This is a genomic window from Luteimonas flava (assembly GCF_036584485.1).
Classification (GTDB): Bacteria; Pseudomonadota; Gammaproteobacteria; order Xanthomonadales; family Xanthomonadaceae; genus Luteimonas; species Luteimonas flava.
Genome location: NZ_JAZHBM010000002.1, coordinates 633,661 through 649,074, shown reverse-complemented (window position 1 = coordinate 649,074; position 15,414 = coordinate 633,661). Strand labels below are relative to the sequence as shown.

Genomic DNA, 15,414 nt, shown 5'->3' with positions numbered 1-15,414 from the left:
GCGCGTGGCTGATCTGCAGCCGCGTCCGACGACGCGGGTGGTCGACCCGCGGTGCCGTCGCGACGACCTGACTCAGGTCAGGATCCGCCGGAACGTCAGATTGACCCGCGGCCCGACCGGCCGCGCAGTCCGCGGCAGCGCATGCCGGTATCGCGTCTGCGCGTCGCCGCGCATCACCAGCAAACTGCCGTGCGGCAGCTCCAGCACATGCCGCGCGAACTGTCCGTCCGCGTCCGCCACCCGCGCCTTCAGCACGAAGCGCCGCGTCGCGCCCAGACTCAACGACGCGATCACCGGCTCGGGCCCCAGTTCGCGCTCGTCGTCGCTGTGCCAGCCCATCGCGTCCTGTCCGTCGCGATAGAGATTGGCGAGCACGCTGTTAAAACCGACGCCTGCCGCCTCGGAAACCGCATCGCGCACCGGCACGAGCGCCGCAGGCCACGGCTCGGGCTCGAACCGCGTGCCCGAATAGCGATACATCGCCTCTGGATCGCCGATCCAGCAGCTGAGTCGCGGCGCATCGATCTCGCGCCCGAAGATGCGCAGGCGATGGCGCGTCCAGGGGATGTCGGCCGACAATGCTTCCAGCACCGCTGTGGCGTGGGCCTCGGGCAGCCAGCCTGCCTGCAACGTCCATCCGGTTGTGTCGCGCAGGTCTGGTCCCATGGTCAGACCGTAACAGCTCGGGTCGTGAGCCTGCGCGGAATCTGGGATCATGTGCCGATGTCCAGCCGTCGACTGCGCACCTTCGCATTCAAGCTCCTGCGCTTCGCATTCCGTTGCGTTCCGATGACTGTCGCGACACGCGATCGTCTGCGTGCGCGTTTCCTCGATCGCTACAGTCACCTCGTTCCGCCGCCGCCGCGTGGTCAGGATGCAGGCACGAGACGTGAGATGCGTCCGCGTTCCCGCGCTGGCGCACGCGCCATCGGTTATCGGGCGCGGATCACGGATCCGCCCCCGACGGACGTGTCCGCACGCTTGATCGCGTTCTACCTGCCGCAGTTCCATCCGATTCCCCAGAACGATGTCTGGTGGGGAGCCGGGTTCACCGAATGGCACAACGTGACCCGTGCACTGCCTCAGTTCGAAGGCCACCAGCAACCGCGCCTGCCTGCCGACCTGGGCTTCTACGATCTGCGTGCACCCGATGTCATGCGCGCGCAGGCGGCCCTTGCGCGCGAGGCCGGCATCGAAGGCTTCTGCAGCTATTTCTACTGGTTCGGTGGCATGACGCTACTGGAAGCGCCGCTACGTGGCTGGCTGGACGAGCCGACGATAGAACTGCCGCTGTGCCTGTGCTGGGCCAACGAGAACTGGTCGCGCCGCTGGGACGGCCGCGCCGACGACGTTCTCGTCGCGCAGTCGCACAGCGCCGAGGACGATATCGCGTTCATCGCGTACATCGCGGACTACCTGCGCGATCCCCGCTACATCCGGGTCGACGGCAAACCGCTGCTGCTCGTCTATCGTCCGCACCTGCTGCCCGATGCCGCGGCCACAGCAGGCCGCTGGCGCGACTGGTGCCGCGATGCCGGCATCGGCGAACTCCAGCTCGCGTATGTACAGGGCTTCGAACGTCCCGATCCCCGTGACATCGGTTTCGATGTGGCGATCGAGTTTCCGCCCAACATGAGCACGCCACGATCGATCGTCGACAGGCAGACACTGCTCAACCCGGATTTCAACGGAGACGTGCTCGACTGGCGTGCGCTCGCAGCAGACGCGGCCGTCCGTCCGATGCCGTCGTATCCACTCTATCCGGGTGTGAATCCCGGATGGGACAACGAACCGCGGCGCTCCGGGCGCGGCCGCGTGTTCGCGCATGCGTCGCCGCGCGGCTATCGCGACTGGCTGCGCGCGACGATCCACGGTCGCCTGCGCGACGTCGCGCCGGCCGAACGGATCGTCTTCGTCAATGCGTGGAACGAGTGGGCCGAAGGCGCGGTGCTGGAGCCGGACACGCGGCTTGGTCATGCTTGGCTGACGGCAACGCGTGCCGCGCTCACGCTACCAGCGTCCGTGACGGCGCAGACGCCCTGCGTCGTCATCCATGCCTGGTATCCCGAGGTGCTGCCGGAGATCCTGTCTGCTCTGTCTGCCAGTGGCCTTGTTTGGCGTATCGTGATCACCACGGGTCATGCCCAGCGCGAACACGTGCAGGCATGTCTCGAAAGCGTCGGCCTCTCGGCCGACATCCGGATTTTCGCCAACCACGGCCGCGACATCCTGCCGTTCCTGCATATCGCCGACGAGTTGCTCGACGATGGCCAGCTCGTGGTACTCAAGCTGCACACGAAGCGTTCCACGCATCGCCCGGATGGAGATGCGTGGCGCGCGGAGATGCTGGAAAGTCTGCTGGCGCCGGCGCGCGCCGCCGCACTTCTTTCAGCATTCGACGATCCGGCGCTCGGGATCGTGGCACCGGAAGGCCATATCCATCCGCTCGGCTATTTCCTCAGCTCGAACGAGACAGCGATCTACCACCTGCTCCGGCGCACCGGTGTGACATGGACAGAAGACCTAGAATTGCCGTTCCCGGCGGGCAGCATGTTCTGGGTCAGGCTCGATACGCTGCGCCCACTGCTCGATGCGCATCTGTCTGCGGATGACTTCGAGGCGGAAGGGGGGCAGCTCGACGGCACACTTGCGCACGCCGTCGAACGCCTGATCGGATTGCTGGCGCATGCTCAGCGAAAGCGGCTTGATGACGCGGCGACAGCGAGTGGTACACCGCCATTGCGCTCGAGTACCGCTCCATACGCATACGCGCGCCGGAACTGATTCCGGCGCGCCGCGCAGCGAGACTCAGGATGCGTGGGTGAACTCCACGCCAGTCTTGTCCTGCAGATCCAGGGCGTCCACACCCTCCGCCATCTCGACGAGCACGAGGCCATCTGCGGTCACGTCGAACACCGCGAGATCCGTGATGATCCGGTCGACCACGCCGACGCCGGTCAGCGGCAGTGTGCACTCGGGCAGGATCTTGTGGCTGCCGTCCTTCGCGACGTGTTCCATCAGTACGACCACGCGCTTGACGCCGGCGACGAGGTCCATCGCGCCACCCATGCCCTTGACCATCTTGCCGGGCACCATCCAGTTGGCGAGATCGCCGCTGCCGGTGACCTGCATCGCGCCGAGGATCGCCAGATCGATGTGGCCGCCGCGGATCATCGCGAACGAATCGTGGCTGCCGAAGTAGCTCGCGCCCTTGCGTGCGGTCACGGTCTGCTTGCCGGCGTTGATGAGGTCGGCATCGACCTCGTCCTCGGCTGGGAACGGGCCGATGCCCAGCAGGCCGTTCTCGCTCTGCAGCCACACGTCGACACCGTCGGGAATGTGGTTCGCCACCAGCGTCGGCAGGCCGATACCGAGGTTCACGTAGGCGCCGTCGGTCAGCTCGCGCGCAGCGCGCGCGGCCATTTCATCGCGGGTCCAGGCCATTACTTCGCTCCTCGCACGGTGCGCTGTTCGATGCGCTTTTCGGGCGTCGCGTTGACGACGATGCGGTCGACATAGATGCCAGGCAGGTGCACTTGGTCCGGATCGATGTCGCCGATCTCGACCAGCTCCTCGACCTCGGCCACGCACACCTTGCCGGCCATCGCGCAGGCGGGATTGAAGTTGCGCGCGGTCTTGCGGAACACGAGGTTGCCGGCGGTGTCGGCCTTCCACGCCTTGACCAGCGCGACGTCGGCGACCAGCGCGGTTTCCAGCACGTAATGCTTGCCATCGAACTCGCGCGTTTCCTTGCCATCGGCGACGATCGTGCCGTAGCCGGTCGCGGTGAAGAACGCCGGAATGCCCGCACCGCCCGCGCGCAGGCGCTCGGCCAGCGTGCCCTGCGGGTTGAATTCGAGCTCCAGCTCGCCGCCCAGATACTGGCGTTCGAACTCCTTGTTCTCGCCTACATACGACGAAATCATCTTGCGGATCTGACGGGTTTCCAGCAGCTGGCCAAGGCCGAAGCCATCGACGCCCGCATTGTTGGAGATCGCGGTGATGTCCTTGACGCCCGAATCGCGCAATGCGGCGATCAGCGCCTCGGGAATGCCGCACAGGCCAAAGCCGCCGACCGCGAAGGTCTGGCCGTCGGCCACGATATCGGCCAATGCCGTCGCGGCGTCGGGATAGTGCTTGCCGCGTCGACCCGCGGCGGAACTCTGCTCGCTCATTGTGATCCTCATGGCGCAACGGCTTTCGATTCTACCGGCTGCGCGTGTCCACGGCCTTGGACCTTGGTGCAGTGGCGCAAACGGTTCCGTCCGCGCGAAACGCTAGAATCGGGCGTCCCCACCGATGGATCGACCATGCCCCTGCCCGCCTTCAAGGCCTACGACCTCCGCGGCCGCGTGCCGGACGAACTCAATCCCGCCCTCGCCCGCGACATCGGCATCGCATTGGCCGGTCAGCTGCCGCCAGGCGCGATCGTGCTGGGCCGCGACGTGCGCCTGAGCAGCCCTGCACTGCAGGCGGCGTTGTCGGAAGGCCTGCGCAGCCAGGGGCGCGAGATCATCGACATCGGCGTCGGTGGCACGGAAGAGGTCTATTTCCAGGTCGACCACCTCGGCGCGGCGGGCGGCGTCATGGTGACCGCCAGCCATAACCCGATGGACTACAACGGTATGAAGCTCGTGCGCGAGCATGCGCGGCCGATCAGTTCGGACACGGGCCTGTTCGCGATCTCCGACGCGGTCGAGGCCAGTGATCTGCCTGCGCCGGTGGCGACACCAGGCACCGAAACTGCCGCGCCCGACAAATCGGCCTACATCGAGCACCTGCTGGGCTACGTGGAGGCCAAGGCGCTGCGTCCGCTCAAGCTCGTGGTCAATGCCGGCAACGGCGGCGCCGGCACGGTCGTCGATCTGCTCGCGCCCCACCTGCCGTTCGACTTCGTGCGCGTGTTCCACGAGGCCGACGGCAACTTTCCCAATGGCATTCCGAATCCCCTGCTGCCGGAGAACCGCCAGGCGACGGCCGATGCGGTCCGCGCACACGGCGCGGATTTCGGCATCGCCTGGGACGGCGACTTCGATCGCTGCTTCTTCTTCGACGAAACCGGCGCCTTCATCGAGGGCTATTACCTCGTCGGTCTGCTGGCCGAGGCGATCCTCGCCAAACAGCCGGGTGGCAAGGTCGTGCACGATCCGCGTCTGGTCTGGAACACCGTCGAACAGGTCGAAGCCGCCGGTGGCGTGCCGGTGCTGTGCAAGAGCGGCCACGCCTTCATCAAGGAAAAGATGCGCGCCGAAGACGCCGTCTATGGTGGCGAGATGAGCGCGCACCACTACTTCCGCGAGTTCGCGTATGCGGACTCCGGGATGATCCCGTGGCTGCTGATCGCCGAGCTCGTCTCCACCAGCGGCCGCTCGCTGGGTGATCTGGTGGCGGAGCGGGTCGCGAAGTTTCCGTGCAGTGGCGAGATCAACTTCCGCGTCGCGGATGCGAAAGTCGCGGTCGATCGCGTCATGGCGCACTACGCCGCGCAGTCGCCGGCGATCGATCGGACCGACGGCATCAGCGCCGACTTCGGCGACTGGCGCTTCAATCTGCGCAGCTCCAATACCGAACCGCTGTTGCGGCTCAACATCGAGACGCGCGCCGACCGCGCGCTGCTCGACGCGCGCACGCGCGAGCTGTCCGATCTGTTGTCTGCGTGAGGCCCGACATGTCCACGATCGTCCCGGTCCTGCTCTCCGGTGGTTCAGGCACCCGCCTGTGGCCACTGTCGCGCGAGATGTACCCCAAGCAGTTCCTGCCGCTGGTCGGCACGGACACGATGCTGCAGGCGACCTGGTTGCGCGCAGCGCCGCTGGCTGGGGATACGGGCCCCATCGTCGTCGCCAACGAGGCACATCGTTTCGTCGTCGCCGAGCAACTGCAGCAGGTCGGCGTCACGCCGGCGGCGATCGTGCTCGAACCGGTCGGCCGCAACACGGCCCCCGCAATCGCGGCGGCGGCACTCGAGGCGCTGCGTGAGACGCCGGACGCGGTGCTGCTGGTGCTGCCGTCGGATCATGTCGTACAGACGCCCGAGGCCTTCCATGCGGCAGTGCGCGCCGCGCTGCCTGCGGCCGAGGCCGGCAAACTGGTGACGTTCGGCGTGGTGCCGCGCGGACCGGAAACCGGCTATGGCTACATCAAGGCGGCCAGCGGATCGGGCGACGCGCCGGCGCCTGTCGAGGCGTTCGTCGAAAAGCCGGATCTGGCGCGCGCCCAGGCCTACGTCGCGTCAGGCGATCATTTCTGGAACAGCGGCATGTTCCTGTTCCGCGCCGACGCGTATCTCGCCGAGCTCGAACGCCACGCGCCGGCGATGCTCTCGGCGGTACGCGCTTCGTGGATGGCGGCGCGCCAGGACGTCGACTTCACCCGGCTCGATGCGGACGCGTTCGCTGCCAGCCCATCGGATTCGATCGACTACGCGGTCATGGAGAAGACCGATGCCGCCGTCGTCATGCCACTGGACGCCGGCTGGAGCGATGTCGGCTCGTGGGCAAGTCTGCGGGAAGTCTCGCCGCAGGACGCCGACGGCAATGCCCATCACGGCGAGGTCGTGTCGATCGATTGCCGCAACACCTATGCCTACGGCGAGCGCCTGATCGCGATGATCGGGCTGGCGGACACGATCGTCGTGGAAACGTCCGATGCGATCCTCGTCGGCCGCAGCGACCGCATCCAGCAGGTCAAGGCGGTCGTGGCCGAGCTCAAGTCGCGCGAGCTGCCGCAGGCCGCCTGGCATCGCAAGGTCTACCGGCCGTGGGGCGCGTACGACTCGATCGACAACGGCCCCCGGCACCAGGTCAAACGCATCACGGTCAAGCCGGGTGGCGTGCTGAGCCTGCAGATGCACCACCACCGCGCCGAGCACTGGATCGTCGTCAGTGGTACGGCCGAAGTCACGCGCGGCGACGATGTCCTGTTGCTGAGCGAGAATCAGAGCACCTATATCCCGCTCGGTGTGACGCACCGGCTGCGCAATCCCGGCAAGGTGCCGCTGGAACTGATCGAAGTGCAGTCGGGCAGTTACCTGGGCGAGGACGACATCGTGCGCTTCGAGGACACCTACGGCCGGGCCTGATCGGCGCGGATCGTTCAACGCAGAAACGGCGCCCGAGGGCGCCGTTTTCATGTCCGCGACGCCGCAGGGTCAGCGCTGTGCCGCCGCCAGCGTATCGAGCACGCCGTCGAGTCCAGCCTGCCAGGTCGGCAGCGCAATCCCGAAATCGTGCTCCAGCGTCGTGATGTCCAGTCGAGAGTAGGCGGGACGCTTGGCCGGCGTCGGATAGTCTGCCGTGGTGATCGCTTCGAGGGTCGGCGCACGCGCGATCAGACCGCGCGCGACGGCGCCGTCGAAGATCGCTTCGGCAAATCCGTGCCAGCTCGTCTCCCCGGTCGCGGTGAGATGCCACGTGCCGGATCTCGAGTCGTCACCATGCAAGATCTGCGCGGTGACGTCGGCGATCAGAGCCGCGGGCGTGGGCGTGCCGATCTGGTCGGCCACGACGCGCAACACGTCGCGCTCGGCACCGACACGCAGCATCGTGCGGAGGAAATTCTGACCGTGTGCGGCGTAGACCCAAGCGGTGCGGAAGATCAGATGGCGCCCGCCCGCAGCACGGATCGCTTCTTCACCCGCGAGCTTGCTCGCGCCGTAGACGCCGAGCGGCGCCGTGGCGTCATCGGGACGATACGGACGCGAGCCACCGCCATCGAACACGTAGTCCGTCGAGTAATGCACCAGCGGCACCGCGTGCTTGGCGCACCAGCGCGCGATCGCGCCCGGGGTCTCCGCATTCGCGGCTTGCGCCGCCGCGGACTCAGTCTCGGCCTTGTCGACCGCGGTATACGCGGCCGCGTTGATCACGCGCGTCGGTCGCGTTGCGTCGAGCAGTGCGACGACCGACTCCGGATCGGCAAAGTCAGCGGTCAGGCAGGCGCTGCCATCTGGCAGCGTACCGGCGCGGGTCGTACCGCGCACATCGCCCAGCGGCACGAGCGCGCGCAGCAGCTCCTGCCCCACCTGTCCGTTTGCGCCGAAGACCAGCAGGCTCATGCAGCGAACACCGGCAGACGGTCCTGTGCGATGTCGGCCAGAAGTGGTGCCTTTGCGTCCTTATCGGACAGCAGCGGCAAGTCGACTGGCCATTGGATGCCGATGTCCGGATCGTCCCAACGAATGCCGGAGTCCACCTCTTTGACCCAGACATCAGTACACAGATACGTGAACACCACGCGATCCGTCAGCCCGAGAAACCCATGGGCGAACCCTTCCGGAATCCAGAACTGGCGCTTGTTCTCCGCGCTCAGCACGACGCCCTCCCACTTGCCGAACGTCGGGGAGCCACGCCGGATATCGACCGCCACGTCGAACACCTCGCCCTCGAGAACACTCACAAGCTTCCCTTGCGGGCGAGGCCATTGGTAATGCAGACCACGGAGCACATTCTTCGAAGACGATGAGACATTGCTCTGCAGAAATTTGGTCGGCAGGCCATGCTGGCCATAACGCTCGGCATTCCAGGTCTCGAAGAAGAAGCCCCGCGTGTCTCCGAAGACAGCCGGCTCGATGACCATGCATCCGGGCAGCGTGGTCTCATGAATTTTCATACGACGCTCCCGCGAACTGCCAGCTGGTGCAAATATTTTCCATACCCGTTCTTCAACAGGGGGGCGGCAAGCCGCTCGAGCTGCTCGGCATCGATCCAGCCATTGCCGAAGGCGATTTCCTCCGGACAGCACACCTGCAAACCCTGACGGTCCTGGATGGTCTGGATGAAATTGGAAGCTTCGTGCAACGACTGGTGCGTGCCGGTGTCGAGCCACGCGTACCCGCGACCGAGCTGCTCGAGATACAGCGCGCCATCGTCGAGATAGCGGCGGTTGAGATCGGTGATCTCCAGTTCGCCGCGCGGTGAAGGCTTCAGTTCAGCGGCGTAGTCGCTCGCGTGCCCATCGTAGAAATACAGACCCGTCACGGCGTAATTCGAACGCGGCGCCTCCGGCTTCTCGGCGATGTCGATGACCTTGCCCGCCGCATCGAACTCGGCCACGCCGTAGCGCTCCGGGTCGTTGACCCAGTATCCGAACACCGTGGCGCCATCGCCACGCGCGTCGGCATTCTTGAGCGTCTCGGTGAGGCCATGCCCGTGGAAGATGTTGTCGCCCAGCACCAGGCAGCTTGGTTTGCCGGCAACGAAATCCCGCCCGATCAGATACGCCTGCGCCAGACCGTCCGGGCTCGGCTGCACGGCGTACTGGATGTCCATACCCCACTGCGACCCATCGCCGAGCAGAGTCTGGAACAGCACCTGCTCGTGCGGCGTGTTGATGATCAGCACCTCGCGGATACCGGCCAGCATCAGCACGCTGAGCGGGTAATAGATCATCGGCTTGTCGTACACGGGCAGCAACTGCTTGCTGACGCCCTTGGTGATGGGATACAGCCGCGTGCCGGAGCCGCCGGCGAGGATGATGCCTTTGCGTGCGGTCATGCCTGCTCTCCCATGCGCTCCAGACGGTAGCTACCATCCAGGATGCGCTGCACCCATGGCTGGTTGTCGAGATACCAGTCCACGGTCGCTTCGATGCCGGTTTCGAAGGTGTGCTCGGGTTTCCAGCCGAGTTCGCCCTGCAGCTTCGATGCATCGATCGCGTAGCGTCGATCGTGGCCCGGGCGATCGGTGACGTACGTGATCTGCGTGGCGCGAGACTGGCCGTCCTCGCGCGGACGACGTGCGTCGAGCAGGCGGCAGATCGTCTCGACTACCTCGATGTTCTGACGCTCGGAATCGCCACCGACGTTGTAGGTCTCGCCGACGCGGCCTTTCTCGAGCACCGTGCGGATCGCGGCGCAGTGGTCGGTGACGAACAGCCAGTCGCGGACCTGCTTGCCGTCGCCGTAGACCGGCAGCGGCTCGCCTGCAAGGGCCTTGGCGATCACCAGCGGGATGAGCTTTTCCGGGAAGTGATACGGGCCGTAGTTGTTCGAGCAGTTGGTGGTGAGCACCGGCAACCCGTAGGTGTGGTGGAACGCGCGCACCAGATGGTCCGACGCGGCCTTCGACGCCGAATACGGCGAGTTTGGCGCGTAGGGCGTGGTCTCAGAGAACTTGCCCGTCTCCCCCAGCGTGCCGTACACCTCGTCCGTCGACACATGCAGGAAACGGAACGCCTCGCGACGGCCGTCCGGCAGCGCCTTCCAGTAATCGCGCACCGACTCGAGCAGACCGAGCGTACCCACGACGTTGGTTTCGATGAATGCAGCCGGGCCATCAATGGAACGGTCGACATGGCTTTCCGCCGCGAAGTTCAACACCGCATCGGGCTGATGCTCGGCCAGCAGACCAGCGACGAGCGCGCGGTCGCCGATATCGCCGTGCACGAACACGTGGTTCGGGTCGGATTCGATCGATGCCAGCGTCTGCAGGTTGCCCGCGTAGGTCAGGGCATCGAGATTGATCACGCGGACGCCGCGACGCACGGCCCCCAGTACGAAATTGCCGCCGATGAAACCGGCGCCGCCGGTGACGAGCCATGTGGGCACGAGTTCACTCCTGTAGACGATCGAAAAGCCCATCTGGGGCCAGCCGCCAAGGATACCGGCTCGTTCCGGCGATTTCGGTACGAACATGAACACCGAGGCGGCATGGTCCGAGTTCGCACGCCGGAGGTCGCCCCGTTAGAATCGGCGGATTGCCCCGCGCCTGCCGCCGCGGCCGGGTGATCCGCCAGTACAAGGAATGCCCCAAAGATGAAGATCCTCGTCGCCTACAAGCGCGTGGTGGACTACAACGTCCGCATCCAGGTCAAGCCGGACGGGTCCGGCGTGGTCACCGATGGCGTCAAGCTCTCGGCCAACCCCTTCGATGAAATCGCGCTGGAAGAAGCCCTGCGCCTGCGCGACAAGGGCATCGCCACCGAGGTGGTGGTCGCGACGATCGCGCCCGCCGACGCCCAGGCGCACCTGCGCAACGGTCTGGCCATGGGCGCGAACCGCGCCATCCACGTGGTCTGCGACCAGGCGATCCAGCCGCTGACGGCCGCCCGCACCCTGCTCAAGCTGATCGAGAAGGAACAGCCGGACCTGGTGATCCTCGGCAAGCAGGCGATCGATGACGACGCCAACCAGACCGGACAGATGCTGGCGACGCTGTGGGGCCGACCGCAGGCGACCTTCGCCTCGAAGGTCGAGATCGCCGACGGCAAGGCTACGGTCACGCGCGAAGTGGATGCCGGCCTCGAGACGCTCGAAGTCGACCTGCCAGCCGTCGTCACGACCGATCTGCGCCTCAACGAGCCGCGCTTCATCAAGCTGCCCGACATCATGAAAGCGAAGTCGAAGCCGATGGAATCGATCCCGTTCGCCGACCTCGGTGTCGAGTCCGTCGACACGCTCAAGACCACGCACTTCGAGGCGCCGACCAAGCGCGGCAAGGGCGTCATGGTCAAGGACGCGGCCGAACTGGTCGCCGCCCTGAAGGCCAAGGGCCTGCTCTGAATTCCGTTGCTCCCCGTCCGCGGGAGCCCAGTGACGTCCGGCCCGGGGCCGGATCGCAGGAGAACATGATGTCCAAAGTCCTTGTCATCGCCGAACACCTCGACGGCACTCTAAACGCCAGCGCGACCGCCAAGACTGTCGCCGCGGCGCAGGCGCTTTCGCCCGACGCCATCGACATCGCGGTGTTCGCCGCGGACCCGGCGGGTGCCGCCACCGAAGCCGCCGCGATTGCCGGCGTGTCGAAGGTGCTCGCTGTCGCCAATCCGGCCAACGCACAGGCGCTCGCGCAGGTGCTGGGCCCGCAGATCGCCAAGCTGGCCGCCGGCTACAGCCACGTCTTCGCGCCGTCGACGACATTCGGCAAGGACCTGCTCCCCGTCGTTGCCGCGCTGTTGGGCGTGAACCAGATCTCCGATCTGATGACGGTCGAGAGCAGCCACGTCTTCAAGCGTCCGATCTACGCCGGCAATGCGATCGTCACGGTCGAAGCCCCGACCGACCAACCGGTCGTCGCCACGGTGCGCACCGCATCGTGGCAGGAAGCTGCACGCGGCGGCAGCGCAACGGTGGAGACGACCAGCGTCGACGTCGAGCTGCCGACGCACACCCGCTTCATCGGCCTCGCCGCAGGCAGCACCGACCGCCCCGACCTGCAGAGCGCCAAGCGCGTCGTCTCGGGCGGCCGCGGCGTCGGCTCGGAAGAGAACTTCAAGATCGTCTTCGACTTCGCCGACAAGCTCGGCGCCGCTGTGGGCGCCTCGCGCGCCGCGGTCGATGCGGGCTACGTCCCGAACGAGCTGCAGGTCGGCCAGACCGGCAAGATCATCGCCCCGGAGCTCTACGTCGCGATCGGCATCTCCGGCGCGATCCAGCACCTGACCGGCATCAAGGACGCGGGCACGATCGTCGCAATCAACAAGGATGCGGATGCGCCGATCTTCGAGATCGCGGACATCGGCCTGGTGGGCGATCTGTTCAGGGTGCTGCCGGAGCTGGAGGCGGCACTCGGGTGAGTACCTATGAGGCGACGGAACGCGAACCCCTCTTCCCCTCGCCCCGAGTGGCGGTGGTCATTCCCAGCTATCGCGTGACCCGCCATATCCTCGACGTCATCGCGCGCATCGGCGACGAGTGCCACCAGATCTTCGTCGTCGACGATGCGTGCCCGGACGCCTCGGGACGCTTCGTGGCCGAGCATTGCCGCGATCCACGTGTGCAGGTCATCTGGAATCCGGAAAACCTCGGCGTGGGTGGCGCGGTGATGGCGGGCTATCGGGCCGCACTGCGCGCAGGCGCCGACATCCTGGTGAAGATCGACGGAGACGGCCAGATGCCGCCCGAGCTGCTCGGCCGCTTCGTGGGGCCGATCCTCGATGGCAAGGCCGATTACACCAAGGGCAACCGCTTCTACGACCTCGCCCTGGTCCGGTCGATGCCTGCTGTTCGATTGCTCGGCAATGCGGGTCTGTCCTTCATGTCGAAAGCATCGAGCGGCTACTGGGACCTGTTCGATCCGACCAACGGCTACACCGCGATCCACGCACGTGTGGCGGCACACCTGCCGATGGACCGGATCAGCAAGCGTTACTTCTTCGAGTCCGACCTGCTCTTCCGACTCAATACGCTACGCGCCGTCGTCGTCGACATTCCGATGGCGGCCCGCTACAACGACGAGGTCAGCAACCTCAAGATCTCACGGATCCTCGGCGATTTCCTGCTGGGACATCTGCGCAACTTCGCAAAGCGCCTGTTCTACAACTATTTTCTGCGCGACATGTCCGCCGCGTCGCTGCAGTTGCTTCTGGGCTGCGCGCTCGTACTCGGCGGCACTGCGTACGGCGCCCTCAAATGGTCCGCCCAGGCGGGCGCACCGTCCACCGCTGGCACGGTGATGCTAGCGGCGCTGCCGATCATACTCGGGCTGCAGTTGCTGCTCGCCTTTCTGATGTGGGACATGCAATCGGTACCGCGCCGGACGCTCTTCCCGCGCCTGCCCAACCGGCCCGATTCGTTCCAGAACGAGGAAACCCCATGCGGATCCTGATCATCGGCATTACCGGAATGCTCGGCAACACGTTGTTCCGCCATTTCTCCGCCAATGCTGCCTTCACCACCCTGGGAACCGTGCGCGGATCGAAGGGCCGGGCGTCGTTCGCCGATGACGCCGGCACGATCATCGAAGGCGTGGACGCCGAGAACTTCGACTCGATCACCCGGGCTGTCGAACAGGCGAAACCGGACGTGGTGGTCAACGCGGTCGGGCTGATCAAGCAACTCGCCTCCTCGAAAGACCCGCTCAACGCGCTGCCGATCAATGCGCTGTTTCCCCACAGGCTCGCCCGTCTGTGCGCGGTCGCCGGCGCCCGGCTCGTCCACATCAGCACCGACTGCGTCTTCGCCGGCACCAAGGGCGGCTACATCGAGAGCGACCATCCCGATGCCGACGACCTCTACGGACGTTCCAAGCTCCTCGGCGAAGTGGACTACCCCCATGCAGTGACGCTGCGCACCTCGATCATCGGTCACGAGCTGGGATCGAAGAATGGCCTCATCGGCTGGTTTCTTTCACAGCAGGGCCAGGTTCGCGGCTTCACTCGTGCGATCTTCTCCGGCTTTCCGACCATCGAGATCGCGAACATCATCGAGTCCCGAGTGCTTCCCGATCCGGCCCTGCATGGGCTCTACCACGTCGCGTCCGCACCGATCAGCAAGTACGACCTGTTGACCCTGGTGGCGGAGGCCTACGGCCGTGAGATCGAGATCGTGCCCGACGACAGCCTCGAGATCGACCGATCGCTCGATGCGTCCCGCTTCAACCTCGCGACCGGTTACCAGCCGCCTGCCTGGCCAGAGCTGATTGGTGCCATGCACAACTTTGGATGACGAAGAACCCCCTATGAATTCTGCATTTGACGGCAAGACGCTTTTGATCACGGGCGGCACGGGCTCCTTCGGAAATGCCGTGCTTTCCCGCTTCCTCGATTCGGGCATCGGCGAGATCCGCGTCTTCAGCCGGGACGAGAAGAAGCAGGACGACATGCGCGCCTCGCTCAGGAGCGACAAGGTCAAGTTCTACATCGGCGATGTGCGTGACTATGGAAGCGTTCGGGACGCGCTCAAGGGCGTGGACTACGTGTTCCACGCAGCTGCGCTGAAGCAGGTTCCGTCCTGCGAGTTCTACCCGCTCGAAGCGGTCAAGACCAACATTATCGGCACGGAGAACGTGCTCAACGCTGCGATCGAGAACGAGGTGTCGCGCGTCGTGGTGCTGAGCACGGACAAGGCCGTCTATCCGATCAATGCGATGGGCATGTCGAAGGCCATGGCCGAGAAAGTGATGGTCGCCAAGTCGCGCAGTTGTGACCCGGGCAAGACCCTGCTGTGCGCGACCCGCTACGGCAATGTGATGGCCTCACGCGGCTCGGTCATCCCGCTGTTCGTCGCGCAGTTGCTGGAAGGCAAGCCGCTGACCATCACCGATCCTGGAATGACGCGGTTCCTGATGTCACTGACCGACTCCGTCGATCTCGTCCTCCATGCCTTCCATCACGCCCGCCAGGGCGACATCTTCGTGCAGAAATCACCGGCATCCACCATCGCGGTACTCGCCGAGGCCCTCAAGCAGATGCTGGACCGCGACAACGAGATCCGCATCATCGGCACCCGTCACGGCGAGAAGCTGTTCGAATCGCTCGTGTCGCGCGAGGAGATGGCACGGGCGGAGGACCTCGGCCGCTACTACCGCATTCCCGCCGACGCGCGCGACTTGAACTACAAGCAGTACTTCGTCGACGGCGAAGTCGACATCTCGCTCAGCGAGGACTACACATCGCACAATACAGAGCGCCTCGACATCGAAGGCGTCAAAGCGATCGTCGGCAAGCTCGGTCCCCTGGAGCAGATGCGTGCTTAAG

General features: G+C 65.6%; 15 protein-coding genes. 8 read left to right on the top strand and 7 right to left on the bottom strand.

Annotated features, from left to right (window positions below; genetic code table 11):
- Nucleotides 1-72: 72 nt before the first annotated feature.
- Nucleotides 73-666: an alpha-ketoglutarate-dependent dioxygenase AlkB family protein gene (locus V3391_RS10035; protein ID WP_332078267.1), complete on the bottom strand. Its 594-nt coding sequence runs from the start codon at nt 664-666 to the stop codon at nt 73-75.
- Nucleotides 667-723: 57 nt separating this feature from the next.
- Between V3391_RS10035 and V3391_RS10030 the strand changes: the two genes are divergently transcribed.
- Nucleotides 724-2,784 carry a glycoside hydrolase family 99-like domain-containing protein gene (locus V3391_RS10030; protein WP_332078266.1) on the top strand — a complete coding sequence of 687 codons (2,061 nt, stop codon included), beginning with the start codon at nt 724-726 and terminating at the stop codon, nt 2,782-2,784.
- A gap of 24 nt (nt 2,785-2,808) precedes the next feature.
- On the opposite strand, the gene V3391_RS10025 is transcribed toward V3391_RS10030, so the two are convergent.
- A complete protein-coding gene (locus V3391_RS10025) occupies nt 2,809-3,444 on the bottom strand; it encodes a CoA transferase subunit B (protein WP_332078265.1) in 636 nt (211 codons plus the stop codon).
- Nucleotides 3,444-4,175, bottom strand: coding sequence for a CoA transferase subunit A (locus V3391_RS10020; RefSeq protein ID WP_332078264.1), 732 nt, complete (start codon nt 4,173-4,175; stop codon nt 3,444-3,446). Before V3391_RS10020 ends, V3391_RS10025 begins: the two co-directional genes overlap by 1 nt.
- A gap of 135 nt (nt 4,176-4,310) precedes the next feature.
- Between V3391_RS10020 and V3391_RS10015 the strand changes: the two genes are divergently transcribed.
- Nucleotides 4,311-5,660 (top strand): phosphohexomutase domain-containing protein, encoded by a 1,350-nt coding sequence (locus V3391_RS10015; RefSeq protein WP_332078263.1) that lies wholly within the window; start codon nt 4,311-4,313, stop codon nt 5,658-5,660.
- Between the two features lie 8 nt (nt 5,661-5,668).
- Complete coding sequence (locus tag V3391_RS10010) at nt 5,669-7,081, top strand: mannose-1-phosphate guanylyltransferase/mannose-6-phosphate isomerase (protein ID WP_332078262.1); 1,413 nt, start codon at nt 5,669-5,671, stop codon at nt 7,079-7,081.
- Nucleotides 7,082-7,150: 69 nt separating this feature from the next.
- Here V3391_RS10010 and rfbD read toward each other — a convergent pair whose 3' ends face one another.
- From rfbD to rfbB, 4 genes are read right to left on the bottom strand one after another with little or no spacing between them, the layout of a single operon-like run.
- Entirely contained in the window at nt 7,151-8,056 is a 906-nt protein-coding gene (gene rfbD, locus V3391_RS10005) for a dTDP-4-dehydrorhamnose reductase (protein WP_332078261.1), read from the bottom strand.
- Nucleotides 8,053-8,610, bottom strand: a complete 558-nt coding sequence (gene rfbC, locus V3391_RS10000) for a dTDP-4-dehydrorhamnose 3,5-epimerase (RefSeq protein WP_332078260.1) — start codon at nt 8,608-8,610, stop codon at nt 8,053-8,055. Before rfbC ends, rfbD begins: the two co-directional genes overlap by 4 nt.
- Entirely contained in the window at nt 8,607-9,494 is an 888-nt protein-coding gene (gene rfbA / locus V3391_RS09995) for a glucose-1-phosphate thymidylyltransferase RfbA (protein ID WP_332078259.1), read from the bottom strand. The genes rfbC and rfbA overlap by 4 nt, the downstream gene beginning before the upstream one ends.
- Entirely contained in the window at nt 9,491-10,546 is a 1,056-nt protein-coding gene (gene rfbB / locus V3391_RS09990; protein ID WP_332078258.1) for a dTDP-glucose 4,6-dehydratase, read from the bottom strand. Before rfbB ends, rfbA begins: the two co-directional genes overlap by 4 nt.
- 207 nt (nt 10,547-10,753) lie before the next feature.
- On the opposite strand from rfbB, the gene V3391_RS09985 reads away from it, so the two are divergent.
- From V3391_RS09985 to V3391_RS09965, 5 genes are all read left to right on the top strand, one after another.
- Nucleotides 10,754-11,500 carry an electron transfer flavoprotein subunit beta/FixA family protein gene (locus V3391_RS09985; RefSeq protein ID WP_332078257.1) on the top strand — a complete coding sequence of 249 codons (747 nt, stop codon included), beginning with the start codon at nt 10,754-10,756 and terminating at the stop codon, nt 11,498-11,500.
- A 68-nt stretch (nt 11,501-11,568) separates the two neighbouring features.
- Nucleotides 11,569-12,513, top strand: a complete 945-nt coding sequence (locus V3391_RS09980; RefSeq protein ID WP_332078256.1) for an electron transfer flavoprotein subunit alpha/FixB family protein — start codon at nt 11,569-11,571, stop codon at nt 12,511-12,513.
- Nucleotides 12,510-13,544: a glycosyltransferase family 2 protein gene (locus V3391_RS09975; RefSeq protein ID WP_332078255.1), complete on the top strand. Its 1,035-nt coding sequence runs from the start codon at nt 12,510-12,512 to the stop codon at nt 13,542-13,544. The genes V3391_RS09980 and V3391_RS09975 overlap by 4 nt, the downstream gene beginning before the upstream one ends.
- Entirely contained in the window at nt 13,532-14,383 is an 852-nt protein-coding gene (locus tag V3391_RS09970; RefSeq protein WP_332078254.1) for a dTDP-4-dehydrorhamnose reductase family protein, read from the top strand. The genes V3391_RS09975 and V3391_RS09970 overlap by 13 nt, the downstream gene beginning before the upstream one ends.
- Nucleotides 14,376-15,413 carry a polysaccharide biosynthesis protein gene (locus tag V3391_RS09965; RefSeq protein WP_332078253.1) on the top strand — a complete coding sequence of 346 codons (1,038 nt, stop codon included), beginning with the start codon at nt 14,376-14,378 and terminating at the stop codon, nt 15,411-15,413. The genes V3391_RS09970 and V3391_RS09965 overlap by 8 nt, the downstream gene beginning before the upstream one ends.
- Nucleotide 15,414: the final 1 nt, after the last annotated feature.

Bases quoted from the DNA above. Each gene is read 5' to 3' on its own strand.
- V3391_RS10035 (WP_332078267.1), bottom strand. From the start codon at position 666: ATGGGACCAGACCTGCGCGACACAACCGGATGGACGTTGCAGGCAGGC.
- V3391_RS10020 (WP_332078264.1), bottom strand. From the start codon at position 4,175: ATGAGCGAGCAGAGTTCCGCCGCGGGTCGACGCGGCAAGCACTATCCC.
- V3391_RS10010 (WP_332078262.1), top strand. From the start codon at position 5,669: ATGTCCACGATCGTCCCGGTCCTGCTCTCCGGTGGTTCAGGCACCCGC.
- V3391_RS10025 (WP_332078265.1), bottom strand. From the start codon at position 3,444: ATGGCCTGGACCCGCGATGAAATGGCCGCGCGCGCTGCGCGCGAGCTG.
- rfbA (WP_332078259.1), bottom strand. From the start codon at position 9,494: ATGACCGCACGCAAAGGCATCATCCTCGCCGGCGGCTCCGGCACGCGG.
- rfbC (WP_332078260.1), bottom strand. From the start codon at position 8,610: ATGAAAATTCATGAGACCACGCTGCCCGGATGCATGGTCATCGAGCCG.
- V3391_RS10015 (WP_332078263.1), top strand. From the start codon at position 4,311: ATGCCCCTGCCCGCCTTCAAGGCCTACGACCTCCGCGGCCGCGTGCCG.
- V3391_RS09980 (WP_332078256.1), top strand. From the start codon at position 11,569: ATGTCCAAAGTCCTTGTCATCGCCGAACACCTCGACGGCACTCTAAAC.
- V3391_RS09970 (WP_332078254.1), top strand. From the start codon at position 13,532: ATGCGGATCCTGATCATCGGCATTACCGGAATGCTCGGCAACACGTTG.
- V3391_RS10030 (WP_332078266.1), top strand. From the start codon at position 724: ATGTCCAGCCGTCGACTGCGCACCTTCGCATTCAAGCTCCTGCGCTTC.
- rfbD (WP_332078261.1), bottom strand. From the start codon at position 8,056: ATGAGCCTGCTGGTCTTCGGCGCAAACGGACAGGTGGGGCAGGAGCTG.
- V3391_RS09985 (WP_332078257.1), top strand. From the start codon at position 10,754: ATGAAGATCCTCGTCGCCTACAAGCGCGTGGTGGACTACAACGTCCGC.